The organism is Pseudomonas parafulva NBRC 16636 = DSM 17004, from assembly GCF_000730645.1.
Classification (GTDB): Bacteria; Pseudomonadota; Gammaproteobacteria; order Pseudomonadales; family Pseudomonadaceae; genus Aquipseudomonas; species Aquipseudomonas parafulva.
In genome coordinates, this window is the sequence record NZ_BBIU01000042.1 from 36,416 (window position 1) to 60,366 (window position 23,951).

General features: G+C 59.1%; 20 protein-coding genes, 1 tRNA gene and 2 pseudogenes. 20 read left to right on the plus strand and 3 right to left on the minus strand.

The window, feature by feature from the left end:
• The first annotated feature begins 107 nt into the window (after window positions 1–107).
• From apaG to PPA02S_RS21345, 7 genes are all read left to right on the plus strand, one after another.
• Window positions 108–488 (plus strand): Co2+/Mg2+ efflux facilitator ApaG/CorD, encoded by a 381-nt coding sequence (gene apaG, locus PPA02S_RS21315; protein ID WP_028633541.1) that lies wholly within the window; start codon window positions 108–110, stop codon window positions 486–488.
• Window positions 488–1,354, plus strand: coding sequence for a symmetrical bis(5'-nucleosyl)-tetraphosphatase (locus PPA02S_RS21320; RefSeq protein ID WP_028633542.1), 867 nt, complete (start codon window positions 488–490; stop codon window positions 1,352–1,354). Before apaG ends, PPA02S_RS21320 begins: the two co-directional genes overlap by 1 nt.
• Window positions 1,355–1,368: 14 nt before the next feature.
• The gene (gene glpE / locus PPA02S_RS21325; protein ID WP_028633543.1) at window positions 1,369–1,698 is read left to right on the plus strand and encodes a thiosulfate sulfurtransferase GlpE; all 330 of its coding nucleotides are present in this window, start codon (window positions 1,369–1,371) and stop codon (window positions 1,696–1,698) included.
• Between the two features lie 284 nt (window positions 1,699–1,982).
• Window positions 1,983–3,905, plus strand: coding sequence for a PrkA family serine protein kinase (locus PPA02S_RS21330; protein ID WP_028633544.1), 1,923 nt, complete (start codon window positions 1,983–1,985; stop codon window positions 3,903–3,905).
• Window positions 3,906–4,068: 163 nt separating this feature from the next.
• Window positions 4,069–5,340 carry a YeaH/YhbH family protein gene (locus PPA02S_RS21335; protein ID WP_028633545.1) on the plus strand — a complete coding sequence of 424 codons (1,272 nt, stop codon included), beginning with the start codon at window positions 4,069–4,071 and terminating at the stop codon, window positions 5,338–5,340.
• The gene (locus PPA02S_RS21340; protein ID WP_028633546.1) at window positions 5,337–6,905 is read left to right on the plus strand and encodes a SpoVR family protein; all 1,569 of its coding nucleotides are present in this window, start codon (window positions 5,337–5,339) and stop codon (window positions 6,903–6,905) included. Before PPA02S_RS21335 ends, PPA02S_RS21340 begins: the two co-directional genes overlap by 4 nt.
• A gap of 56 nt (window positions 6,906–6,961) precedes the next feature.
• Window positions 6,962–8,056 carry a multifunctional CCA addition/repair protein gene (locus PPA02S_RS21345; protein WP_028633547.1) on the plus strand — a complete coding sequence of 365 codons (1,095 nt, stop codon included), beginning with the start codon at window positions 6,962–6,964 and terminating at the stop codon, window positions 8,054–8,056.
• A 41-nt stretch (window positions 8,057–8,097) separates the two neighbouring features.
• On the opposite strand, the gene folK is transcribed toward PPA02S_RS21345, so the two are convergent.
• Together folK and folB are read right to left on the minus strand one after the other, a co-directional pair.
• The gene (gene folK / locus PPA02S_RS21350; RefSeq protein ID WP_028633548.1) at window positions 8,098–8,607 is read right to left on the minus strand and encodes a 2-amino-4-hydroxy-6-hydroxymethyldihydropteridine diphosphokinase; all 510 of its coding nucleotides are present in this window, start codon (window positions 8,605–8,607) and stop codon (window positions 8,098–8,100) included.
• Window positions 8,598–8,954 carry a dihydroneopterin aldolase gene (gene folB / locus PPA02S_RS21355; protein ID WP_028633549.1) on the minus strand — a complete coding sequence of 119 codons (357 nt, stop codon included), beginning with the start codon at window positions 8,952–8,954 and terminating at the stop codon, window positions 8,598–8,600. The genes folK and folB overlap by 10 nt, the downstream gene beginning before the upstream one ends.
• Before the next feature lie 74 nt (window positions 8,955–9,028).
• On the opposite strand from folB, the gene plsY reads away from it, so the two are divergent.
• Window positions 9,029–9,598, plus strand: a complete 570-nt coding sequence (plsY, locus tag PPA02S_RS21360; protein ID WP_028633550.1) for a glycerol-3-phosphate 1-O-acyltransferase PlsY — start codon at window positions 9,029–9,031, stop codon at window positions 9,596–9,598.
• A gap of 19 nt (window positions 9,599–9,617) precedes the next feature.
• Here plsY and tsaD read toward each other — a convergent pair whose 3' ends face one another.
• The gene (gene tsaD / locus PPA02S_RS21365) at window positions 9,618–10,643 is read right to left on the minus strand and encodes a tRNA (adenosine(37)-N6)-threonylcarbamoyltransferase complex transferase subunit TsaD (RefSeq protein WP_028633551.1); all 1,026 of its coding nucleotides are present in this window, start codon (window positions 10,641–10,643) and stop codon (window positions 9,618–9,620) included.
• Between the two features lie 204 nt (window positions 10,644–10,847).
• On the opposite strand from tsaD, the gene rpsU reads away from it, so the two are divergent.
• The 12 genes and pseudogenes from rpsU to tnpC form a co-directional block, all read left to right on the plus strand.
• Window positions 10,848–11,063 (plus strand): 30S ribosomal protein S21, encoded by a 216-nt coding sequence (rpsU, locus tag PPA02S_RS21370; protein WP_003255575.1) that lies wholly within the window; start codon window positions 10,848–10,850, stop codon window positions 11,061–11,063.
• Window positions 11,064–11,365: 302 nt separating this feature from the next.
• Complete coding sequence (dnaG, locus tag PPA02S_RS21375) at window positions 11,366–13,345, plus strand: DNA primase (RefSeq protein WP_028633552.1); 1,980 nt, start codon at window positions 11,366–11,368, stop codon at window positions 13,343–13,345.
• A 67-nt stretch (window positions 13,346–13,412) separates the two neighbouring features.
• The gene (gene rpoD / locus PPA02S_RS21380) at window positions 13,413–15,260 is read left to right on the plus strand and encodes an RNA polymerase sigma factor RpoD (protein WP_028633553.1); all 1,848 of its coding nucleotides are present in this window, start codon (window positions 13,413–13,415) and stop codon (window positions 15,258–15,260) included.
• Between the two features lie 201 nt (window positions 15,261–15,461).
• Window positions 15,462–18,413, plus strand: a pseudogene (locus tag PPA02S_RS21385) (EAL domain-containing protein); the annotation flags it as partial.
• Window positions 18,414–18,430: 17 nt separating this feature from the next.
• Window positions 18,431–18,507: transfer RNA gene (locus tag PPA02S_RS21390), tRNA-Ile, on the plus strand.
• 126 nt (window positions 18,508–18,633) lie between these two features.
• Window positions 18,634–19,725 (plus strand): annotated as a pseudogene (locus PPA02S_RS21395) (site-specific integrase).
• A 206-nt stretch (window positions 19,726–19,931) separates the two neighbouring features.
• Window positions 19,932–20,150 (plus strand): helix-turn-helix domain-containing protein, encoded by a 219-nt coding sequence (locus PPA02S_RS21400; RefSeq protein ID WP_028633554.1) that lies wholly within the window; start codon window positions 19,932–19,934, stop codon window positions 20,148–20,150.
• A gap of 5 nt (window positions 20,151–20,155) precedes the next feature.
• Window positions 20,156–21,049, plus strand: a complete 894-nt coding sequence (locus PPA02S_RS22890) for a helix-turn-helix domain-containing protein (protein ID WP_174435896.1) — start codon at window positions 20,156–20,158, stop codon at window positions 21,047–21,049.
• A 17-nt stretch (window positions 21,050–21,066) separates the two neighbouring features.
• Window positions 21,067–21,309, plus strand: coding sequence for a TraK family protein (locus tag PPA02S_RS23510; RefSeq protein ID WP_161629586.1), 243 nt, complete (start codon window positions 21,067–21,069; stop codon window positions 21,307–21,309).
• Window positions 21,310–21,622: 313 nt separating this feature from the next.
• Window positions 21,623–21,943 carry a plasmid mobilization protein gene (locus PPA02S_RS23725; RefSeq protein ID WP_080667844.1) on the plus strand — a complete coding sequence of 107 codons (321 nt, stop codon included), beginning with the start codon at window positions 21,623–21,625 and terminating at the stop codon, window positions 21,941–21,943.
• Window positions 21,944–22,195: 252 nt separating this feature from the next.
• Complete coding sequence (gene tnpB, locus PPA02S_RS21405) at window positions 22,196–22,555, plus strand: IS66 family insertion sequence element accessory protein TnpB (protein ID WP_042141861.1); 360 nt, start codon at window positions 22,196–22,198, stop codon at window positions 22,553–22,555.
• An 18-nt stretch (window positions 22,556–22,573) separates the two neighbouring features.
• A partial coding sequence (gene tnpC / locus PPA02S_RS21410) for an IS66 family transposase (protein WP_042141862.1) occupies window positions 22,574–23,951 on the plus strand: 1,378 nt, incomplete at its 3' end.

Genomic DNA, 23,951 nt, shown 5'->3' on the forward strand with positions numbered 1-23,951 from the left:
GGGCATCTGCTCAATCCGCATGCCGAGCGGCGCAGGGCCAGTGCTGGCCCTGCGCACCATCAATGGCCTAGACTGCATCATTGCGTCAGTTCGCCCAAGGCCCTTGCATGACCGACCCCCGCTATCAGATCGACGTCAGCGTCGTGACCCGTTATCTCAAAGAACAATCCGACCCGGATAACAGCCGTTTCGCCTTCGCCTACACCATTACGGTGCAGAACAACGGCTCACTCAAAGCCAAGCTGCTGTCACGCCACTGGCTGATCACCAATGGTGATGGTGAAGTGGAGGAAGTGCGCGGCGCCGGCGTGGTCGGGCAGCAACCCAACATCGACCCGGGCCAGAGCCATACCTACAGCAGCGGCGCGGTGATCACCACCCGCGTCGGCACCATGCAGGGCAGTTACCAGATGTTCGCCGAAGACGGCAAACGTTTCGATGCCACCATCGCGCCTTTCCGCTTGGCTGTACCCGGGGCATTGCACTGATGGCTACCTATGCCGTCGGCGATCTGCAAGGCTGCCTGGAACCGCTGAAATGCCTGTTGGACCGGGTGAAATTCAACCCAAGTGTGGACCGCCTGTGGCTGGTGGGCGACCTGGTGAACCGCGGCCCGGAATCACTCGAAACCTTGCGCTTTCTGTACGCCATGCGCGACTCGCTGGTGTGCGTACTCGGCAACCATGACCTGCACCTGCTGGCCGCATGGCACAACGTCGAGCGCTTGAAAAAAAGCGACACGCTGCGTGAGGTCATCGAGGCGCCCGATGCCGATCAGCTGTTCGACTGGCTGCGCCGGCAAAAGCTGCTGCATTACGATGAAGCACGCGGCATCGCGCTGGTTCATGCGGGCATCCCCCCGCAGTGGACGCTGGGCAAAGCCCTTGAGTTGGCGGCAGAGGTGGAAGCGGTGCTGCGCGATGACAACCGCCTGCAGCTTTATCTGGACGGCATGTACGGCAACGAGCCGAACAAGTGGAGCAAGAACCTTGCGGGTGTCGAACGCCTGAGGGTGATCACCAACTGCCTCACACGCATGCGATTCTGCACCGCCGAGGGCAAGCTGGACCTCAAGAGCAAGGAAGGCCTGGAAACAGCACCCAAGGGCTTCAAACCCTGGTATGCCCACAAGGGCCGGCGCTCGCGCCACGTGAAGATCATCTTTGGCCACTGGGCCGCCTTGCAGGGCCAGGTCGACGAACCTGGCATCATCGCGCTTGACACCGGTTGCGTATGGGGTGGCGCCATGACCCTGTACAACGTCGACAGTGGCGAATATCACCATTGCGACTGTGGCGAAGGCGGCACCCTGCGCTCAGCGGCGCACCCAACTACACTGAACGATCAGACTTGAAGGAAGCACTACTCATGAGCGAATTCAAACGCATCCCCCCCGAGCAGGCCCTGGCGCTCAAGCAGGCAGGTGCGGTAGTGGTGGACATTCGCGACCCGCAGGCATTCGCCGCCGGCCATATCAGCGGTGCCCGGCACCTGGACAACCAATCGGTCCCGGATTTCATCCGCAGCGCCGACCTGGACGCCCCTACGCTGGTAGTGTGCTACCACGGCAACTCCAGCCAGAGCGCTGCGGCCTACCTGGTGAACCAGGGCTTTTCAGACGTGTACAGCATCGATGGCGGTTTTGAGCTGTGGCGTGCCACCTTCCCTGCAGAAACTGCCCAAGGCACCGACGAATAATTTTTTCATAGTGACTGCAGCCCGCGCCCCGTGCGGGCTGGGGCCTAATCTGACGAACGGTCGTTCGCAACTTCTGCCTGCCCCGCCCTTGACCTTGCCGATAACCAACTATTCTTAAGCTCAGGCCATCCGGAAAAAGGGGAGAGCCGGTACACCGGCGTGCGGGTCATCGGTAGCGTTACAGGGTGTTCTGGGGGGTACACAGCAGCCGGGGAAATTCGGTTGCATGCCAGCATCAGCTGACTGATCCGGCGTCGTCTCTACGTATCGAGCGAGGTGACGTCATGAGTATTTTTAGCCACTTCCAACAACGCTTCGAGTCCACGCGCCAGGAAGAACTCTCGCTGCAGGAGTACCTCGAGCTGTGCAAAGAGGATCGCAGTGCCTACGCATCGGCGGCCGAACGCCTGTTGCTGGCAATCGGTGAACCCGAGCTGATCGACACCTCTGCCAACTCCAGGCTGTCGCGTATATTTTCCAACAAAGTCATTCGGCGCTACCCGGCCTTTGCCGACTTCCATGGCATGGAAGAGTGCATCGACCAGATCGTCTCCTACTTCCGCCACGCCGCCCAGGGCCTGGAAGAGAAGAAACAGATCCTCTACCTGTTGGGCCCGGTTGGCGGCGGTAAATCGTCCCTTGCCGAAAAGCTAAAGCAGCTGATGGAGCGGGTACCGTTCTATGCCATCAAGGGGTCGCCTGTATTCGAATCCCCCCTGGGGCTGTTCAACGCCACTGAAGACGGGGCCATTCTCGAGGAAGAGTACGGCATCTCGCGGCGATACCTGAGCACCATCATGTCGCCCTGGGCCACCAAGCGCCTGCAGGAGTTTGGCGGCGACATCAGCAAGTTCAAGGTGGTCAAGCTGTACCCTTCTATCCTCAACCAGATCGCCATCGCCAAGACCGAACCGGGCGACGAGAACAACCAGGATATCTCTGCGCTTGTGGGCAAGGTGGATATCCGCAAGCTCGAGGAATTCCCGCAGAACGACGCCGATGCCTACAGCTATTCGGGCGCGCTGTGCCGGGCCAACCAGGGCCTGATGGAGTTTGTGGAAATGTTCAAGGCACCGATCAAGGTGCTGCACCCCCTGCTTACCGCTACCCAGGAAGGCAACTACAACAGTACCGAAGGCCTGGGGGCGATCCCCTACTCGGGCATTCTGCTGGCCCACTCCAACGAATCGGAGTGGCACACGTTCCGCAACAACAAGAACAACGAGGCCTTCATCGACCGTATCTACATCGTCAAGGTGCCGTATTGCCTGCGCGTCAGCGATGAGATCAGGATCTACGACAAGCTTCTGGTCAACAGCTCACTGTCCAAGGCCCACTGCGCACCCGACACCTTGAAGATGCTCGCCCAATTCACCGTACTTTCGCGCCTCAAGGAACCGGACAACTCGAACATCTACTCCAAGATGCGCGTGTACGACGGTGAAAACCTCAAGGACACCGACCCCAAGGCCAAGTCCATTCAGGAGTACCGAGATTCGGCCGGTGTCGACGAGGGCATGAACGGCCTGTCCACCCGGTTTGCCTTCAAGATCCTGTCCAAGGTCTTCAACTTTGACCCGCACGAAGTAGCCGCCAACCCAGTACACCTGTTGTATGTGCTGGAACAGCAGATCGAACAGGAACAGTTCCCCGCCGAAGTGCGTGAGCGCTACCTGCGTTACCTGAAGGAATACCTGGCCCCTCGCTATATCGAGTTCATTGGCAAGGAAATCCAGACGGCCTACCTGGAGTCGTACAGCGAATACGGGCAGAACATCTTCGACCGCTATGTCCTCTATGCCGACTTCTGGATCCAGGACCAGGAATACCGCGACCCGGAAACCGGTGAAATCCTCAACCGCATCGCCCTTAACGAAGAACTGGAAAAAATCGAGAAACCTGCCGGCATCAGCAACCCGAAGGACTTCCGCAACGAGATCGTCAACTTCGTGCTGCGCGCCCGCGCCAACAACAACGGCAAGAACCCGAGCTGGCTCAGCTATGAAAAGCTGCGGGTGGTGATCGAGAAGAAAATGTTCTCCAACACCGAGGATCTGTTGCCCGTCATCAGCTTCAATGCCAAGGCCAGCAAGGAGGACCAACAGAAACACAACGACTTCGTCACGCGGATGGTGGAGCGTGGCTACACCGACAAGCAGGTTCGCCTGCTGTCGGAATGGTACCTGCGTGTAAGGAAATCGCAATAGAGCGCCAAGCTGTGAGCTGCAAGCTGCAAGCTGTTCGTCGTACGGTTCAGTACCTACGCAATAGCTTGCAGCGGCGCTGCCTGCTCTTTCTTGAAGCTTGCAGCTTGAAGCTTGTAGCTCGCAGGCTTGTAGCTCCGCGCTGCATCCAGTTACCGGAGGGACCATGAGCTACGTTATCGACCGACGCCTGAACGGCAAGAACAAGAGCACGGTCAACCGCCAGCGTTTCTTGCGGCGGTACCGCGATCACATCAAGAAAGCCGTCGAAGAGGCGGTGAGCCGCCGCTCGATCATGGACATGGAGCACGGCGAACAGATCAGTATTCCGGGGCGCGATATCGATGAACCGGTGCTGCACCACGGGCGTGGTGGCAAGCAGACCATCGTGCACCCTGGCAACAAGGAATTCACCGCCGGTGAACACATCGCCCGGCCCCAGGGTGGCGGCGGCGGGGGTGGCCGGGGCAAGGCCGGCAACTCGGGTGACGGCATGGACGACTTCGTCTTCCAGATCACCCAGGAAGAGTTTCTGGAATTCATGTTCGAAGACCTGGAGCTGCCGAACCTGGTCAAACGTCACATCACCGGGGCCGACACCTTCAAAAATGTGCGCGCAGGCGTGGCCAGTGAAGGCAACCCCTCACGCATCAACATCGTGCGCACATTGCGTTCGGCCCACGCCCGGCGCATTGCCCTGACCGGCAGCAGCCGTGCCCTGCTGCGCGAGGCGCAAAAGGAGCTCGAACGCCTGCGGGTGGAGGAACCTGACAATTTCACTGATATCCAGGAGGTCGAGCAGGAAATCGTCCGCCTCAAGGCGCGCATCAACCGCCTGCCCTTCCTCGATACGTTCGACCTCAAATACAACCTGCTGATCAAGCAGCCCAACCCCAGCTCCAAGGCCGTGATGTTCTGCCTGATGGATGTCTCCGGCTCGATGACGCAAGCCACCAAGGACATCGCCAAGCGCTTTTTCATTCTTTTGTACCTGTTCCTGAAACGTAACTACGACCGTATCGAGGTCGTGTTCATTCGCCACCACACCAGCGCACGCGAAGTGGATGAGGAAGAGTTTTTCTACAGTCGCGAAACCGGCGGCACCATCGTCTCCAGCGCACTCAAGCTGATGCAGGAGATCATGGCCGAGCGCTACCCGGCCAGTGACTGGAACATCTACGCCGCCCAGGCGTCGGATGGTGACAACTGGAATGACGATTCACCTATCTGCCGGGATATCCTGACCAAGCAGATCATGCCCCATGTGCAGTACTACACGTATGTCGAGATCACCCCGCGTGAGCACCAGGCGCTATGGTACGAATACGAGCGCATCGGCGATGCATTCCCAGACACCTTTGCCCAGCAACAGTTGGTATCGGCCGGCGATATCTACCCGGTCTTCCGTGAACTCTTCCAGCGCAGGTTAGCCACATGACCGCCAGAGCACAGAGACGCCAGCCCATTTCCACCGGGTCAGAGTGGACATTCGAACTGATCCAGAACTACGACCGGGAAATCGGCCGCCTGGCCGAGCGCTACGCCCTGGATACGTACCCCAACCAGATCGAGGTCATTACCGCCGAGCAGATGATGGATGCCTATGCATCCGTCGGCATGCCTCTGGGCTATCACCATTGGTCGTACGGCAAACAGTTTCTCAGCACCGAAAAATCCTATACCCGTGGGCAGATGGGCCTGGCCTACGAGATCGTGATCAACTCCGACCCCTGCATCGCCTACCTGATGGAAGAAAACACCATGTGCATGCAGGCACTGGTCATTGCCCACGCCTGTTATGGCCACAACAGCTTCTTCAAGGGTAACTACCTGTTCCGCACCTGGACCGACGCCAGTTCGATCATCGACTATCTGGTTTTTGCCAAGCAGTACATCGCTCAATGCGAAGAGCGTCACGGCATCGACGCGGTAGAAGACCTGATCGACTCATGCCATGCCCTGATGAACTACGGCGTGGACCGCTACAAGCGGCCCTACCCTATTTCCGCCGAAGAAGAGCGGCGCCGCCAAAAGGACCGCGAAGAACACCTTCAGCGGCAGATCAACGACCTGTGGCGCACCATCCCCAAGAGCGCCGAGAAGGGCAGTGACCGCGATGACGCTCGCTTCCCAGCCGAACCTCAGGAAAACATCCTCTACTTCATCGAGAAGAACGCGCCACTGCTGGAGCCCTGGCAGCGAGAGGTAGTGCGTATCGTGCGCAAGATCGCCCAGTACTTCTACCCGCAACGCCAGACGCAAGTCATGAACGAAGGGTGGGCTACATTCTGGCACTACACCCTCATGAACGACCTCTATGACGAAGGGTTGATCACTGAAGGGTTCATGATGGAATTTCTGCAGTCGCATACCAGTGTGGTGTTCCAGCCAGGCTTCGACAGCCCGTATTACAGTGGCATCAACCCCTACGCACTCGGGTTTGCCATGTACACCGACATCCGCAGGATATGCGAGCACCCGACTGAAGAAGATCGCCGCTGGTTCCCCGACATTGCCGGCAGTGACTGGCTCGCTACCCTCAAGTTTGCCATGAGCAGCTTCAAGGACGAGAGTTTCATTCTTCAGTACCTGTCGCCCAAGGTCATGCGTGACTTGAAGCTGTTCAGCATTCTCGATGATGACCAGCGCGACGACCTGCTGGTACCCGCCATTCATGACGAAGCGGGCTACCGTGTCATTCGCGAGCAACTAGCTGCCCAGTACAATTTGGGCAACCGTGAACCCAACGTGCAGATCTGGAGTGTGGACCGTCGTGGCGACCGCTCACTGACCCTGCGCCACCAGCAGCACAACCGCAAACCGCTGGGTGACTCCACCGAAGAAGTGCTCAAGCACCTGCATCGGTTATGGGGTTTCGATATCCATCTCGAAACCGTACAGGGTGACAAAGTGATGAAGACCCACCACATGCCGCCGCGGGGCGACCATGCCGAAGGGGCTGACTACGGCCGCATGGACCTGGCGGTGGTCCACCACCTGTAACCCCAACACCATGGCTGCCGGCGGGTTATCCTGTCGGCATTCATGGAGAGTTGTACATGCACATTTACAAAGTCGGCGGCGCAGTACGTGACCGCCTGCTCGGCCTTCCTGTCAGCGATACCGACTGGCTGGTGGTTGGCGCAACCGTCGAAGACATGCACGCCAAAGGCTATCGCCCGGTTGGCACAGACTTCCCCGTCTTCGTGGACCCACGTACCGGCGATGAATACGCCCTGGCCCGTACCGAGCGCAAAAGCGGTCGGGGCTACGGCGGCTTCACCTTCTACGCCAGCCCCGACGTCACCCTTGAAGAAGATCTGATCCGCCGCGACCTGACCATCAACGCCATGGCCGAAGACGAACACGGCAAGGTCCACGACCCCTACCATGGCCAGGATGATCTCGAAAAGCGCCTGCTCCGCCATGTTTCGCCGGCCTTTGCCGAGGACCCCCTGCGCGTGTTGCGCGTGGCCCGCTTTGCCGCCCGCTACGCACCCATGGGTTTCCGCATTGCCGACGACACCCTGACGTTGATGCAGCAGATCAGTGCTTCGGGTGAGCTGCAGGCACTGACCGCCGAGCGCAGCTGGAAGGAGATCCAGCGAGCACTAATGGAGGCGCAGCCACAGGTGTTCTTCCAGGTGCTAGACGCCTGCCAGGCACTCGAGCAGATGATGCCAGAGCTTCACCGAGGGCCTTTGTGCCTGGCCGCACTCCAACAGGCAGCGGCCCATGCCCAGCCCCTGCACGTGCGCTGGGCGTGCCTGCTGGGCAGGCTGGCACCAGAGCAGGTCAAGGCGGTGAACAAGCGCCTCAAGGCCCCCAGGGAATGCCAGGAGCTGGCCCAGCTGACCAGCCAATGCCTGACGCTGGCAGACCGCGCACTGGAGTTGCCTGCCACTGGCCTGCTGGAGCTGCTACAGCGGTTTGACGTGTACCGGCGCCCCCAGCGTTTCGAGGACTTCATCGCCGCCTGCGAAATGACGGCCTTGGGCGATGGAAAAGCCGCCTACCCTCAGGCCGATCACCTGCGCAGCGCAGCAGCAGCAGCCAGAGCGGTGAATGCGCAGCCCCTGGTGCAGGCCGGCCTTACAGGCCAAGCGCTCGGCGAAGCCCTGAAGGCCGAAAGACTAAAAGCCCTGCAGCCCTAGGCGCGAGCGCAACCCAGGCGCCGCCATCGCGTGCCTGCCGATCAAGCTGGCGTCAACTGCACCCCACGCCACTCGAATGCAACAGGCGCCAGCACCTGATCGATCTGCGCTTCTTGCCAGAGCTGCCCCATGGGCTTGCCCACCCCCGGGTGCACCAGCTCCGGGGCCAGCAGCGCAAGGGGCCACAACACAAAGGCGTTTTTCAGGATTTCAGCACGCGGTAGCACCAGCCCATCGAAATTGCCGTGCAGATCGTCATACATCAACACATCGATATCCAGCGGCAAGCCCTTGCGATCCGGGGCGTAGCGGCCATTGTCGGCTTCGATGAACTTGAGACGGCGGTCCAGTTCGATCAGCGGCAATGTGGTCTGCCCGGTCACCACGAAATTGATGAACGGCCCGCTCTTGATACCCACCGGCTGGCTCTCGAACACAGGCGAGCACCGCATGCCGGTGAGAATGGCGGCCAGCGCATCGAGCCCGGCACACAGGTGCGCATGGCGGTCGATATTACTGCCCAGGCCCAGGTAAACCGTGCTTACAGACATCCGCGCTCGATCTCCACGCCAACACCGCCACGGGCTGCCGGAACGGCGCCTGGCTTGGTCAGCTTCAGCCGCACCCAAGGGATGTTGAACTCTTGCATCAGCACCGCTACCAGGCGCTCGGCGAAGGTTTCCACCAACTCGAAGCGCGCCTGCTCGGCAAAGGCCTGGATCCGCGCCGAGACGCTGGCGTAGTCCAGTGCCAGGCTCAGGTCGTCGCCGGCAGCCGCCGGGCGGTTGTCCCAGCCGAAGCTGAGGTCCAGGCGCAAGCACTGGCGAATATCCCGCTCCCAGTCATAGGCACCAATAACGGTATCGACTTCCAGGCCTTCGATGAACACTCTGTCCAAGCACTTCTCTCCACAGCACGACAAGGGCGACGGGCGCCGTTAGAATCAGGGCGTCCTCGCCCGGAATAGTTAGCATGTTTTGGTTACTGGCGTTACTCGCCTACCTGCTTGGCTCGCTGTCCTTTGCCATTGTTCTCAGCCGCCTTGCGGGCAGCCCGGACCCTCGTTCCAGTGGCTCGGGCAATGCCGGCGCCACCAACATGCTACGCCTTGCAGGGCGCAAGATGGCGATCCTGACCCTGCTCGGCGACCTGTGCAAGGGCCTGCTGCCAGTACTTGTCGCCCGCGCTGCCGGCCTCGACCTGCAGGCGCAGGCCTGGATAGGCATTTGTGCAGTGCTGGGCCACCTGTATCCGCTGTACTTCCGCTTCCACGGCGGCAAGGGCGTTGCAACAGCTGCCGGCATGCTCATGGGCCTGTACTTCCCGGCGGCGCTGCTGGCCATCTGTACCTGGCTGCTCACCCTCTACCTTACCCGTACCAGCTCGCTTGCGGCACTGATTGCAACCCCGCTGACCCTGCCATTGCTGGCCTGGCGCCAGCCCGAGGCGCTGCTGCCCATGACCGTACTGACAATACTGATCGTGTGGCGGCACCGCAGTAACCTGCGCGACCTGTTTGCCGGCCGCGAGCGGCATTTTTAACACTCACTGCGGCCAAACCTTACAGCGGGGGCAACTGCTCCATGGGCCAGCGGGCCTGCACGCTGATTGCCAGGTCCTGCTGTTGACCGGCTAGAAGCCGCTGGCAACCCGCATACGCGATCATCGCGCCATTGTCGGTACAAAATTGCGGACGCGCGTAATAGACGTTGCCTTTGATGCTGGCGAGCATGTCCTCGAGCGAGGCACGCAGGGCCTTGTTGGCGCTCACACCACCGGCAATGACCAGGCGCTTGAGGCCGGTTTGCTTGAGTGCCCGCTTGCACTTGATGGTCAGCGTCTCCACCACCGCCTGCTGGAACGCCAGGGACACGTCGCAACGGGTTTGCTCGTTGTCGTCCCCCGCATTGCGGCACTGCTGCCAGGTGTTCAGGGCGAAGGTCTTCAAGCCGCTGAAGCTGAACTCCAGGCCTGGGCGGTCCGTCATCGGCCGCGGGAATACAAAGCGCCCAGGCGTGCCGCGCTCGGCAAGGCGAGCGATTTCCGGGCCGCCGGGGTAGTTGAGGCCAATCAGCTTGGCCGTCTTGTCGAACGCCTCGCCCGCCGCATCGTCAAGGCTCTCGCCCAGCAACTGATACTGGCCGATGCCATCGACACGCACCAACTGGGTGTGGCCGCCGGACACCAGCAAGGCGACGAACGGAAACTCCGGCGGGCTCGCCTCCAGCATGGGTGCCAGCAGGTGGCCTTCCATGTGGTGCACGCCAATGGCCGGCACACCCCAGGCAAATGCCAGCGCCTGAGCACACGACGCACCGACCAGCAGCGCACCCACCAGGCCAGGGCCAGCGGTGTAGGCGATGGCGTCGATATCGGTGGCCGCGCAGCCTGCATCGCCCAGTACCTGGCGGATCAGCGGCAGCATGCGCTTGACGTGGTCGCGCGAAGCGAGCTCCGGTACAACGCCGCCAAACACACGGTGCAGGTCGATCTGGCTGAACAGCGCATCGGCCAGCAGGCCGCGTTCGCTGTCGTATAATGCGACGCCAGTCTCGTCGCAGGATGTTTCCAATCCCAGTACTAGCATGGGCTCGTCCCTTGTGGGGGCTGAATTCGAAGCCGCGCATGATAGTCCCCGTGTTGGATGCCGACCAGCGGTTTTCGATCAGAGGCTTTGCATTCCGGCGTGCTAAGGGTTAACATCCGCAACCCTTGAAAACCGACGTTCTCCAGCACACCTTTGTTTTGCCAGGAGCGCGTCTACCCCGGTAATGAATTAAGGTAGCCCTGGATGCCAGCCGTCAAAGTTAAAGAGAACGAACCCTTCGACGTAGCTCTGCGTCGTTTCAAGCGCTCCTGCGAAAAAGCCGGTGTACTGGCTGAAGTTCGTAGCCGCGAGTTTTACGAAAAGCCGACTGCAGAACGCAAGCGCAAGGCAGCTGCTGCTGTCAAGCGTCACGCCAAGAAAGTTCAGCGCGAACAGCGCCGCGCCGTTCGTCTGTACTAATACAGGCGTTCAACGCAAAGCTTCTGCCCTGCCCGGCTAACCGCCGGGCGATGGCAGTGGTCGTTTTACACTTGAGCAACTCGCTCAAGGCCCCTGCACACGCTTCACTCACCGTGCTGCGGGCAACCTGCCTTTAACGTCAGAGCTGGTCATCTTTGTTGTAGACCAGACGTGCACGTCCGACTGACGGGTCCTTTGGGCCGGCGACGAGCACACCTTCCCTCGCATTACTCCAAGCCGCACTCGCCACATTCGGCGTGTGAGCGATTAGACTTGCCAGTTGCCAGATTGACGAGACTGCCATGGCCGGGCTGATTCCCCAAAGCTTCATTGACGACCTGATCAACCGCCTCGACATCGTCGATGTGGTGAGCTCACGCGTGCAACTGAAAAAGGCCGGCAAGAACTACTCGGCCTGCTGCCCGTTCCACAAGGAAAAAACCCCGTCCTTCACGGTCAGCCCCGACAAGCAGTTCTACTACTGCTTCGGCTGTGGTGCCGGTGGCAACGCCCTTGGCTTCGTCATGGACCACGACAACCTGGATTTCCCCCAGGCCGTGGAAGAGCTCGCCCGCGCCGCCGGCATGGAAGTACCCCGCGAGCAAGGCCGGCGTGACCACAAACCACGCCAGCCAACCGATTCGCCGTTGTACCCGCTGCTGGACGCCGCCTCGGAGTTCTACCGCCAGGCGCTGCGCAGTCACCCAACCCGCAAGGCTGCTGTGGACTACCTCAAGGGCCGCGGCCTGTCCGGCGAAGTGGCCCGCGACTTTGGCCTGGGCTTCGCGCCACCGGGCTGGGACAACCTGCTCAAGCACCTGGGCGCCGACACCCTGCAGCAAAAGGTCATGATCGATGCCGGGCTGCTGATCGAGAACGCTGAAAGCGGCAAGCGTTACGACCGTTTCCGCGACCGGGTGATGTTCCCCATTCGCGACAGCCGCGGCCGTATCATCGCCTTCGGTGGCCGGGTGCTGGGCGACGACAAGCCCAAATACCTGAACTCCCCGGAAACGCCTGTGTTCCACAAGGGCCAGGAGCTGTACGGGCTGTATGAAGCACGCAAGCATAACCGCAACCTCGACGAGATCATCGTGGTGGAGGGCTACATGGACGTCATCGCCCTGGCCCAGCAAGGCCTGCGCAATGCCGTGGCCACGCTTGGCACCGCCACCAGCGAAGAACACCTCAAGCGCCTGTTCAGGGTGGTACCCAGCGTACTGTTCTGTTTCGACGGCGACCAGGCCGGGCGTAAAGCGGCCTGGCGCGCCCTCGAATCGACCTTGTCGAACCTGCAGGATGGGCGCCGTGCGCGCTTCCTGTTTCTGCCCGAGGGCGAAGACCCAGACAGCCTGGTGCGGGCAGAAGGCACAGATGCGTTCAAGGCGCGTATCAACCAGCACGCCCAGCCTTTGGCCGACTATTTCTTCGAGCAGTTGAGCCTGGAAGCAGACCCGCGCTCGCTCGAGGGCAAGGCGCACATGGCGACGCTGGCTGCACCGTTGATCGAAAAAATACCGGGTGCCAACCTGCGCCAACTGATGCGCAACCGCCTCAGGGAGATCACCGGGCTGGACCTGCAGCAGGTCGAGCAACTGGCCCAGCAGGCACCGCCCCCCAGCAGCGCACCGGACTACGACCCCGGCTACGATTACGATGCCATGGTCAGCTACACCCCCGATTACGGTGACATGCCGCAACCGGAATATACTGCAGCCCACCAGGAGCAGGCGTGGACGCCGAAAAAAGGCGGTGGCAAGAAACCCTGGAGCGACAAGCCCTGGGACAAGAACCGCAAAGGTGGCAAGCCTTGGCAACGCGACGAGGCGCCGCCGCGCGTACCGGCGCCGGTAGAGCCGCCCACACTGGCCGCCCTGCGCACACTGCTGCACCACCCGCTGCTGGCAGGCAAAGTTGAAGACGCCAGCCATTTTGCCGATGAAGAACACCTGTACAGCCAGCTGCTGGTGGCATTGATCGAAGCCGCACAGAAAAATCCTGGGCTAAGCTCAATGCAGTTGATCGCACGCTGGCACGGCACCGAACAAGGCCGCCTGCTACGGGCGCTGGCAGAAAAGGAATGGCTGATCGTGGCCGACAGCCTTGAACAACAGTTTTTCGACACCATTACTAGCTTGTCCGCCCGCCAACGCGAGCGCAGCCTGGAACAACTGCTCAGGAAATCACGTCAAAGCGAATTGACCAGCGAGGAAAAAACCCAGCTTCTCGCCCTGCTGAGCCGTAATGTTCCCGCACAAACGCCGACCTCATCTGGCGCGTGAGGCCCATGCTCGGGTATAATCCTCGGCTTGTTTTTTGCCCGCCAAGACCTTCAGTGGATAGGGTGTTATGTCCGGAAAAGCGCAACAGCAGTCTCGTATCAAAGAGTTGATCACCCGCGGTCGTGAGCAGGGCTACCTGACTTACGCGGAGGTCAACGACCACCTGCCCGAGGATATTTCAGATCCGGAGCAGGTGGAAGACATCATCCGCATGATCAACGACATGGGGATCAACGTATTCGAGAGTGCTCCGGATGCGGATGCCCTTCTGTTGGCGGAAGCCGACACCGACGAAGCCGCGGCCGAAGAAGCCGCTGCTGCGTTGGCGGCAGTTGAGACCGATATTGGCCGCACGACCGACCCGGTGCGCATGTACATGCGTGAAATGGGCACCGTCGAGCTGCTGACCCGTGAAGGCGAAATCGAAATCGCCAAGCGTATCGAGGAAGGCATCCGTGAAGTCATGGGCGCCATCGCTCACTTCCCGGGCACTGTCGACTACATCCTCGGCGAATACGACCGCGTCACCACCGAAGGTGGCCGCCTGTCGGACGTTCTCAGTGGTTACATCGACCCTGACGACAATATCGCCGCGCCTACCGAAGAAGTCCCTGTTCCAGGCGCCAAGGCTGCCGCGACCAAGGAAGAATCGGAAGACGAAGAAGAAGAGTCCGACAGCGACGACGAGGAAGAGACTGAGAGCGGTCCAGACCCGGAAGTCGCGCGTCAACGCTTCGGGGCCGTCTCCGACCAGCTCCAGGCCACCAACAAAGTGGTCAAGAAGCATGGTCGTGGCCACAAGGAAAGCGTCGCCGCCCTGCAGGCACTGGCCGATCTGTTCATGCCGATCAAGCTGGTCCCCAAGCAGTTCGAAGTGCTGGTCGAGCGTGTTCGCGATGCCCTGAGCCGCCTGCGTCAGCAGGAACGCGCCATCATGCAACTGTGCGTGCGTGATGCCCGCATGCCTCGCGCCGACTTCCTGCGCATGTTCCCAAGCAACGAAACCGACCAGACCTGGAGCGGTGACCTTGCCAAGCGCAACACCAAATGGGCTGCCGCCCTGGGTGAAAAGGACGCGGCCATCGTCGCCTGCCAGCAGAAGCTGATCGACCTTGAAAACGAAAGCGGCCTGACCGTTGCCGAGATCAAGGAAATCAACCGTCGCATGTCCATCGGCGAAGCCAAGGCCCGCCGCGCCAAGAAAGAAATGGTCGAGGCGAACCTGCGTCTGGTGATCTCCATCGCCAAGAAGTACACCAACCGTGGCCTGCAGTTCCTGGACCTGATCCAGGAGGGCAACATCGGCTTGATGAAAGCGGTGGACAAGTTCGAATACCGCCGTGGCTACAAGTTCTCCACCTACGCCACCTGGTGGATTCGTCAGGCGATTACCCGCTCCATCGCCGACCAGGCGCGCACCATCCGTATTCCGGTGCACATGATCGAGACGATCAACAAGCTCAACCGTATTTCCCGGCAGATGCTGCAGGAAATGGGTCGCGAGCCGACCCCGGAAGAGCTGGGCGAGCGCATGGAAATGCCTGAGGACAAGATCCGCAAGGTATTGAAGATCGCCAAAGAGCCGATCTCCATGGAAACCCCGATCGGTGACGATGAAGATTCGCACCTGGGTGACTTCATCGAGGACTCGACCATGCAGTCCCCGATCGACGTTGCCACGGTCGAAAGCCTCAAGGAAGCCACCCGTGACGTGCTCTCGGGCCTGACCGCACGCGAAGCCAAGGTGCTGCGCATGCGCTTCGGTATCGACATGAACACCGACCACACCCTCGAAGAGGTGGGCAAGCAGTTTGACGTGACCCGTGAGCGGATCCGTCAGATCGAAGCGAAGGCGCTGCGCAAGCTTCGCCACCCCACCCGCAGCGAGCACCTGCGCTCCTTCCTCGACGAGTGACGGCGTAGCGTTAACGTATTGGGGCCGCTTTTGCGGCCCCAATTGCGTCTGCTGCAAAGCAAAAGGCCACCAGCGCATCGGCGCGCGCAAGGCCCTGTAACCCTTAAAAAAACTCCCCTTCTCAAGCCTACGCTTGCGGCATTGGCCGTCTACACTCGTTTCAGAACTTCTGAACGCGAGGCCGCTATGCCCCTGATGCCGGCCAACCTGGTGCTGTACGGCTTACCCACGGTACTGTTGCTGATGATGGTGCTGGCCGTTGTCATGCGTATCAATCGGCGCCTCAGCTCGGAAATTTCCCGCCGTATTGCCCTGGAACAGGAGCTGCGCAGCAGCGAGTACCACTACCGCGGCCTGGTCGAAAGCCTGTCGGCTATTGCCTGGGAGGCGGACGCCAACGACTTCACCTTCAGTTATGTGTCCCCCCACGCCGAAAACCTGCTCGGCTACCCGCTGAGCGACTGGCTCAAGCCCGGTTTCTGGCGCAGCATTCTGCACGCCGACGACGCTCTCTGGGCTCAGGCCTATTGCGACAGCGAGACTGCGGCAGGGCGAGACCACAGCCTGGACTACCGGGTTATACGCGCCGACGGCCAGCCGCTGTGGGTGCGCAATATCGTCAGCATGATCAAACACGGTCACCAGCCCGTCATACGCGGCCTGATGATCGACATCAGCGAAACCAAGCGCACCGAAGATGCCCTGCGCTTGTCCGAGCAGAAGTTTGCCTCGGTGTTTCAACAATGCCCGGACATCCTGCTGATCGCACGCCACAGCGATGGCTGCCTGCTGGAAGTGAACGAAGCGTTCGAAGAGCAGATTGGCCTTACGCCAGGCGAAGTGATAGGCCGTACGGCGACCGAACTCAACCTCTGGGCCGTGGCAGGCACAGGGCCACTGCTGCTCGACCGCCTGCACCAGGGCGGTATCCGCAACCTGGAGATGAGCTTCCGCCGCAGCAATGGCCACTTGTTCACAGGCCTTACCTCCGCTGAAACCTTCGAGCTGGACGGTACGCCCGCGCTGGTGGTGGCCGTGCGAGACATCAGCCAGCTAAAGGAAACCCAGGAACAGCTGCAAACCTCTGAAGAGAAGTTCGCCAAAGCCTTCCACGCCTCCCCAGACGGCCTGCTGTTGTCGCGCCAAAGCGATGGCCTGCTGCTGGAAGTGAACGAAGGTTTCTGCCGGCTTACCGGTTACGCACTCAACCCGACCATTGACCAGACTTCGCTCGACCTGGGCATCTGGGTAGACCTGAACGAGCGTAAACGCCTGCTTGCCCGGCTAAACCAGGACGGGTTCGTGCGCGACTTCACCTGCCACATACGCCGCAGCGACGGGCAGATCCGGCTGTGTGAGCTGTCTGCACGCCCGCTGCCGATTGCCGGCACCGACTGCATGTTGACCATCGCCCGCGACATCACCGAACGCCACCTGATGCAGGAAAAACTGCAACTGGCGGCCACGGTGTTCGAGAACACCGCCGAGGGCGTGCTGATCACCGACATTGACCAGCGCATCAGTGCGGTCAACCGCGCCTTCAGTGAAATCACTGGCTACAGTGAAATCGAGGCCCTGGGCCAAACCCCTCGCCTGCTCGCGTCCGGTCAGCATGACAGTGCGTTCTACGCGGCCTTGTGGCATCAGCTGACCGCCGAGGGCCACTGGCAAGGCGAGATCTACAACAAGCGCAAGAACGGTGAGTTTTACCCCAGCTGGCTCACCATCAGCGCCGTGCGCAATACAGACCGGGACATCACCCACTTCGTTGCGGTATTCGCCGACATTTCCAGTATCAAGCACGCCCAGGCCAAGCTGGACTATCAAGCGCACCACGACCCGCTAACCGGCCTGCCCAACCGCGCCCTGTTCGAGAACCGCCTGCAAGCCGTGCTCACCTGTGCGCAGGTGTCCAACCGCCAGGGCGCAGTGCTGTTCCTCGACCTCGACCGTTTCAAGCACATCAACGACAGCCTTGGCCACCCAGTGGGTGACCTGTTGCTCAAGGGTATCGCCCAACGCCTGAAGGAGCAGGTGCGTGACGTGGACACCGTCGCCCGCCTGGGTGGCGACGAGTTCATCATCCTGCTGCCCGGCCTGCACAAGCCCAGCGACGCCAGCTCCATCGCCAACAAGCTGCTGGCCTGCTTTAGTGCGCCATTCCAGGCTGGCGAGCACGAGTTTTTCACCAGTGCCAGCATCGGTATCAGCCTTTATCCACAGGACGGCACTGATGTTGCCACCCTGATCCGCAACGCCGACGCCGCCATGTACCGGTCCAAGGCCAAAGGTCGCAACCGGGTCGAAGCCTACACCTGCGACCTCACAGCCCAGGCCAGCGAACGCATCGCCCTGGAGCACGAGTTGCGGCGAGCCATCGAGCGCAACGAGATGAGCCTGTGTTTTCAGCCCAAACTCAGCCTGCAAACCCAGACCCTGGTCGGCGCAGAAGCCTTGATCCGCTGGAGCCACCCGACCTTTGGCGAAGTGCCCCCGGAGCACTTCATTCACCTGGCAGAAGAAAACGGCACCATCCTGCAAATTGGCGATTGGGTACTGGAGCAAGCCTGCCGGCAAATGCAGGCCTGGAAGCAGCGCTACGAGCCTTTCGGCCCGCTGTCCATCAACCTGGCCGGCGCCCAGCTGCGCCAACCCCACCTGGCGCGCCGCATCGAGGCGCTACTCAAACAGCACAAGCTCAAGGCTGGCGACCTGCAACTGGAAATCACCGAGAACTTCATCATGAGCCAGGCCGAAGAGGCCCTGGCCGTGCTGCACCAGTTGAAAAGGCTCGGCGTACAACTGGCCATCGATGACTTCGGCACCGGCTATTCGTCGCTCAGCTACCTCAAGCGCCTGCCGCTGGACATCCTGAAAATCGACAAGTCGTTCATTCGCGGCCTGCCAGACGATCCCCACGACGCCGCCATCGCCCGCGCAATCATCGCCCTGGGCCGCAGCATGCAGCTCACGATCATCGCCGAAGGCGTGGAAAACCAGGCCCAACAACGTTTCCTGGCAGCCGAGGGCTGCGAGCAGATCCAGGGCTACATCGTCAGCCTGCCGCTGATGCCTGACGAGTTCGCGGCCACGTTCCTTCGCATAGCACTATCGGATCTTTCAGATGGCACTGGTGCGCAACCCTCGTTATAATCCCGGCCTCCTACTGAGGGCCTATAGCTCAGTTGGTTAGAGCAGAGGACTCATAATCCTTTGGTCCACGGTTCGAGTCCGTGTGGGCCCACCATACTCAAAGCCGCGCACTGCGCGGCTTTCGTGTTTTTGGCGGAACCACCTCAGATACAGTCCTATGGTCTAAAGGTACAAATTAGGTACAGTGCGGCTTCGCTTGCACGCCTTTGGAGTCCTTCATATGGCTACAATCGTCAAAACCCCTGCCGGCAGCTGGAAGGCCGTCATCCGCAAAACCGGATGGCCGACCAATGCCAAAACCTTCCGCACCAAACGCGACGCCGAGGATTGGTCACGACGCACCGAAGACGAGATAGTGCGCGGTGTGTACATCCAGCGCAGCGGCTCCGAGCGCATGACGCTTGAAATAGCGCTCAAGCGCTACCTGACCGACATTACACCTACAAAGAAGCCTACGACTCAACGCGGTGAGATCTCCAAGGCTAAAAAGCTAACGGAGCATCTGGGCAAGTATTCTCTCGCAGCCCTTTCCGCTGAAACCATTGCCAACTATCGCGACAAGCGCCTTAACGAGCCAGGCCGCGCAGGCACGACCAGCAACAACACCGTTCGCCTGGAACTGGCTCTACTGAGCCACGTTTTCACGGTCGCGATCCAAGAATGGGGGCTGGGCCTGACGTTTAACCCCGTGTTGAATATACGCAAGCCAAGCCCCGGGGAGGGTCGCAATCGTAGACTCTCGCCGGATGAGGAACGGCGGCTGTTCGCAGAGGTGAATCGGCATAGCAATCCAATGCTTGGGTGGATCGTTGGCATCGCTCTGGAAACTGGTATGCGCTCAGGTGAAATCGCGTCGCTACGCAGACCTCAGGTGGATACAGAGCGACGCATCGTAAGACTCGTTGACACGAAAAATGATGGTTAACGAACTGTGCCACTGAGCAAGCGAGCGACTGCGCTTTTCAAAGCCGCGATGATGAATCCCGCTCGCCCTAGCGATTGCAATCTGGTGTTTTTTGGTGAACCTGGGAAGGACGGGAAACGTCGCCCCTATGCGTTCACAAAAATCTGGGGGCTACTGGTCAAGAAACTACAGCTATCCGACTTCAGATTTCACGACTTGAGACATGAGGCGGTAAGCCGCCTTGTGGAGGGCGGTCTCTCCGACCAGGAGGTATCGAGCATCAGCGGCCACAAATCAATGCAAATGTTGAAAAGATATACGCACTTACGCTCCGAGGATCTAGTTGCCCGACTAGATAGCATGTCAAAAAGAAAGAAAAGTTTAGCTAAACTCCAAAAGGAGGTTTAGCTAAAGTCCTTAGCTCTTTTATCGCGACTCACAAGCTGAAAATAAATTTTAGCCGCTAAAAAACCACAACTCTGGAAAAGTTTAACTAAAAAACCAAGAGGCACTATAGCTAAACTTTTTCACCGTCAAGTGGAGTTTGAAAAAATACTTTTAAAAATCGCGCTAGGTGTCATAGGATATCCGAAATTAGGCGGAGGACACCTAACATGACCACGGAAGAATACATACGCGACTTATTCTCTGGGGCTCCACTTTTGTCCCTTGAGCAGCTTGCAGAGGTATTACATAGAAGCAAGGACGGCCTGAGAATCAGCCTGAGTGGCGACAATGAGGTATCGAGAAAATTTCTTCCTTGCAAGGTCAGAATTGGCAGAAGGATTTACTTTAGAACCGCAGATGTAGCCAAGGTTCTCGAGCAGGGCTGACGACGATGTCTATATCCCTAATTGTAAAAAGGAAGGTATCCAGTCATTTCACAATTATCCCTAACGATGTAATAAATGACAAAAACCTAAGCTGGAAATCGTTAGGATTATTGGTGAAATTGCTGTCCCTACCCCCAGGCTGTTCATACCTGACAATGGAATCGCTATCCAAGAAAAATGGCACTGGTGCAGCCGCAACCAGGAGCGGCCTGCATGAGCTTGAGACCGCTGGCTATTTGAGCATCGAGCGTACCCATGACTCCCGAGGTCGATTCGCAAAAACGGTGTGGCATATCTCTGACGAACCATCTGAAAGGACCGACTCTGCACCATATTGCGAAAATCCAAAGATGGATAATCCGAAGACGGATCAGCCGCATCTGGAGAAACAAGCACATATAAATACTAAACAAACAATAAAACCAAAAAATAAAAAAACTACTACGTCACTCGACTCAGCCCTAGAGGCCGGGGATCCACCACTGCGGTTGGCGGCATTGGTCTCCGCGGAAACCAGGAGCCAGATTTTCAAGGCGCTGGAGCTGGTTGCACCCGTGGACCAGCAGCGGATGCTGAACGAGCTCTCAGCTGCCATCAAAGCAGGATCGATCAAAACCACAGCGATAAGGTGGTTCCACGGAGTGATCAAGCGATATCGAGATGGCAGTTACAACTTCAAGGATCAATCCTCTGCATGGGAGCCAACTAGCGCCGATAACGCGCCCCCAAGGACCCCGACAGCAACTCCGAGAGAAAGCCCCTCAACTGTCAAGAACGAGGGTCGGTCTACCGTAGGAAAGGAATATTTAAAGAAGTTAAAGATAAATAGGTCTAGCTCTGGCTTATCACCAGTTCGGATTTTGACAGTTGAGGGGCCAGAGCCTAGCTCTGAGACATAGTCGTCCAGGAGGTTGAAATGAAGCCACTTACTGTACGGATCGCGGAACGAGTAGCCGCAACCTATCCGCCCTCAAGCCCTGCTACCAACTTGGCCCAGTTCATCTTGCTACGCGAGGATATTTTGCAAGCGATTGCAGGTGGTTGGTCTTTGTTAGGAATATGGACGACCTTGCATGATGAGGGATCTATCGACTTTGGCTATCAAGCATTTCGTCGCTACGCCAAGAGATTGCTACCCGTACACTGCGGCGTTCAATAGCTATTGCACACCGTTGCTGAGCCGAACAATCGTTGCCCAGGCGTTCAATACTCGATCACTGCCGTTGTTTCAGCGATCACGTCATAGCTGAACGCTGTAGCAACCCTATTGTTTACCCGAGGTCGCTGCTGACACTCATGCCAGCCATACGAATATTCAGGGCAAGACAGGTGAAGTTAGCTAACCGACAAGTCGGCTATCTAATTTCACTCTCGCGTATTCGCGCCTTCGGCGCTCAATGCTGTCTTGCTCTGCGAGGCAGTCGCTGCCGCGACTCTGTGAACACCAAAGAGAGGTCAGACCATGAACCGCAATGAAGCTGAGAGATATACGTAAACACGGAAAGCATTTACGTGTGCCGGTATTACCGAGTGAGGAGCTAACCATTAAAGAAAACGCATCCAAGGCGAGCCTGACGGTCGCTGAGTACCTGCGGCGGCTGAGCCTTGGCTATGAGATTACAAGCACGCTCGCCTCTGCGCGGACGCCTCATGGTCGACCATCCTCATTCTCGATTCCAAAGATAAAATCTGCTCCCTGTGCCTCCACGAACATCACGTCCCTGAAGACCCGATGCGCTCCACATGGAACAAACGTTTTGACATCTGCTTTCCACAGCTCCTCCAACTCGTAATCTGGGATTTTTCAAGCTAAGCGCGGTGTTGAAGCCGCATAAGCCGTCGCTGCCCGGTGAGCATGATTCATTAAGCGCTCCTCCTTTGTGAGCCGCTTTGCCCACTTGACCCTACCCCCTGGGATGTAGGTGAACGCAACTGAATTCTGTATGCCGCTAGGTCAAACGTAAGCGCTCCATGAACCCCACATTCAAAGCGCTTACCTGATCCCCGATGCTGTGCTCCCGATTTCTTTCTGGAGCTCGCTCACCATGATGCGACCCGACGCCAAAGTCGAAAAAGTTTACCTCTATCCCAAGCCCGTCGACTTCCGAAAGTCCATCGATGGCCTGGCCGCGCTGGTCGAGCTCGATATCAAAGTGGCGGTGTTCGACCCGGTGCTTTTCGTCTTCCTCAACAAGCCGCGCAACCGCGTGAAGATCTTGTACTGGGAACGCAACGGCTTCTGCCTCTGGCTCAAACGCTTGGAGTCCGAACGTTTCAAAACCTCGCCCGATGTCACTGACGAAGTCATTGTCCTGACCGTCCAGGAACTGAACTGGCTACTCGACGGTTTCGATCTATGGCGTAACCGTCCGCATCAGGTTTTGCCCCCTCGCTTCGTTGCCTGATTCGGTATAATCCGTGGCATGATTTCCATGCCCGAAGCCCTCCCTGACGATCCTGTTCTGCTCAAGCAATTGCTCGAGCAGATGATCAGCGAGCGCGCATCGGACAAGGGCAAGATCGTTCATCTCGAAGAGGAAGTTGCGCTGTTGCGCCAGCGCCTGTTCGAGCGCAAGACCGAGCAGACAGGCGATGCGGCGACGCCCCAGTTGCCGCTCTTCGACGAAGCGGAAAGCCTGGCAGAACCCTTGGATGAGGCCGGCGACGAAGAAGTCGTTGCACCGACCAAGCGCCGTGGTAAACGCAAACCACTGCCGGCTGATTTGCCGCGTATCGAGGTTGTCCACGAACTGCCCGAGCATGAGCTGACGTGCGCTTGTGGCTGCCGCAAACATGCCATTGGTGAAAAGGTCAGCGAACAGCTTGAAATCGTCCCGATGCAGATTCGCGTCATCAAACATGTTCGCAAGGTGTATGGCTGCCGCGACTGCGAGTCAGCGCCCGTAACGGCGGACAAGCCTGCCCAAGTGATTGAGAAAAGTATGGCTAGCCCTAGTGTGCTGGCCATGCTGCTGACCACCAAATACGTAGATGGCCTACCGCTTCATCGCTTCGAAAAAGTGTTGGGGCGTCACGGTATCGATATCCCGCGCCAAACCCTGGCACGCTGGGTGATTCAATGCAGCGAGCACTTCCAACCGCTGCTGAATCTGATGCGCGAAAGCCTGTTGAGCGGTCGGATCATCCACTGTGATGAAACACGTGTGCAGGTGTTGAAGGAGCCTGGCCGTGAGCCCAGTAGCCAATCCTGGATGTGGGTACAAACCGGCGGCCCACCTGATCGGCCAGTGATCCTTTTCGACTACGCCACCAGCCGAGCGCAGGAGGTGCCGACGCGCCTGCTGGATGGCTACCGCGGCTATGTCATGACCGACGACTACGCCGGTTACAACGCGCTGGCTGCACAGGACGGCGTGGAGCGGTTGGGCTGCTGGGCGCACGCACGCCGCAAGTTCGTCGAAGCGCAGAAAGTGCAGCCTAAGGGTAAAACCGGGCGCGCAGACATCGCCCTGAATTTGATCAACAAGCTGTATGGCATCGAGCGCGACCTTAAGGACGGCAGCGATGAAGATCGTAAGGCTGCCCGCATGGAGCGCAGCCTGCCATTGCTGGCTCAGCTGAAAAGCTGGGTAGAGAAAACGCAACTTCAGGTCACGACGCAGAATGCCTTGGGCAAGGCCATCGGCTACTTGGCCAGCAACTGGAGCAAGTTGGAACGCTACATCGAGCATGGCTGCTTACCGATCGACAACAACGCAGCCGAGCGTGCGATCCGCCCGTTTGTCATCGGCAGAAAGAACTGGTTGTTCAGTGACACGCCCAGAGGGGCGACGGCCAGTG

What these genes read in the sequence shown, in the direction of transcription:
- PPA02S_RS21400 (WP_028633554.1), top strand. Translation starts at nt 19,932, where the DNA reads ATGACCACGGAAGAATACATACGCGACTTATTCTCTGGGGCTCCACTT.
- dnaG (WP_028633552.1), top strand. Translation starts at nt 11,366, where the DNA reads ATGGCCGGGCTGATTCCCCAAAGCTTCATTGACGACCTGATCAACCGC.
- rpsU (WP_003255575.1), top strand. Translation starts at nt 10,848, where the DNA reads ATGCCAGCCGTCAAAGTTAAAGAGAACGAACCCTTCGACGTAGCTCTG.
- tsaD (WP_028633551.1), bottom strand. Translation starts at nt 10,643, where the DNA reads ATGCTAGTACTGGGATTGGAAACATCCTGCGACGAGACTGGCGTCGCA.
- PPA02S_RS23510 (WP_161629586.1), top strand. Translation starts at nt 21,067, where the DNA reads ATGAAGCCACTTACTGTACGGATCGCGGAACGAGTAGCCGCAACCTAT.
- PPA02S_RS21335 (WP_028633545.1), top strand. Translation starts at nt 4,069, where the DNA reads ATGAGCTACGTTATCGACCGACGCCTGAACGGCAAGAACAAGAGCACG.
- PPA02S_RS22890 (WP_174435896.1), top strand. Translation starts at nt 20,156, where the DNA reads ATGTCTATATCCCTAATTGTAAAAAGGAAGGTATCCAGTCATTTCACA.
- PPA02S_RS23725 (WP_080667844.1), top strand. Translation starts at nt 21,623, where the DNA reads ATGAAGCTGAGAGATATACGTAAACACGGAAAGCATTTACGTGTGCCG.
- PPA02S_RS21340 (WP_028633546.1), top strand. Translation starts at nt 5,337, where the DNA reads ATGACCGCCAGAGCACAGAGACGCCAGCCCATTTCCACCGGGTCAGAG.
- glpE (WP_028633543.1), top strand. Translation starts at nt 1,369, where the DNA reads ATGAGCGAATTCAAACGCATCCCCCCCGAGCAGGCCCTGGCGCTCAAG.
- folK (WP_028633548.1), bottom strand. Translation starts at nt 8,607, where the DNA reads ATGTCTGTAAGCACGGTTTACCTGGGCCTGGGCAGTAATATCGACCGC.
- PPA02S_RS21345 (WP_028633547.1), top strand. Translation starts at nt 6,962, where the DNA reads ATGCACATTTACAAAGTCGGCGGCGCAGTACGTGACCGCCTGCTCGGC.
- tnpB (WP_042141861.1), top strand. Translation starts at nt 22,196, where the DNA reads ATGATGCGACCCGACGCCAAAGTCGAAAAAGTTTACCTCTATCCCAAG.
- apaG (WP_028633541.1), top strand. Translation starts at nt 108, where the DNA reads ATGACCGACCCCCGCTATCAGATCGACGTCAGCGTCGTGACCCGTTAT.
- PPA02S_RS21320 (WP_028633542.1), top strand. Translation starts at nt 488, where the DNA reads ATGGCTACCTATGCCGTCGGCGATCTGCAAGGCTGCCTGGAACCGCTG.
- rpoD (WP_028633553.1), top strand. Translation starts at nt 13,413, where the DNA reads ATGTCCGGAAAAGCGCAACAGCAGTCTCGTATCAAAGAGTTGATCACC.
- plsY (WP_028633550.1), top strand. Translation starts at nt 9,029, where the DNA reads ATGTTTTGGTTACTGGCGTTACTCGCCTACCTGCTTGGCTCGCTGTCC.
- PPA02S_RS21330 (WP_028633544.1), top strand. Translation starts at nt 1,983, where the DNA reads ATGAGTATTTTTAGCCACTTCCAACAACGCTTCGAGTCCACGCGCCAG.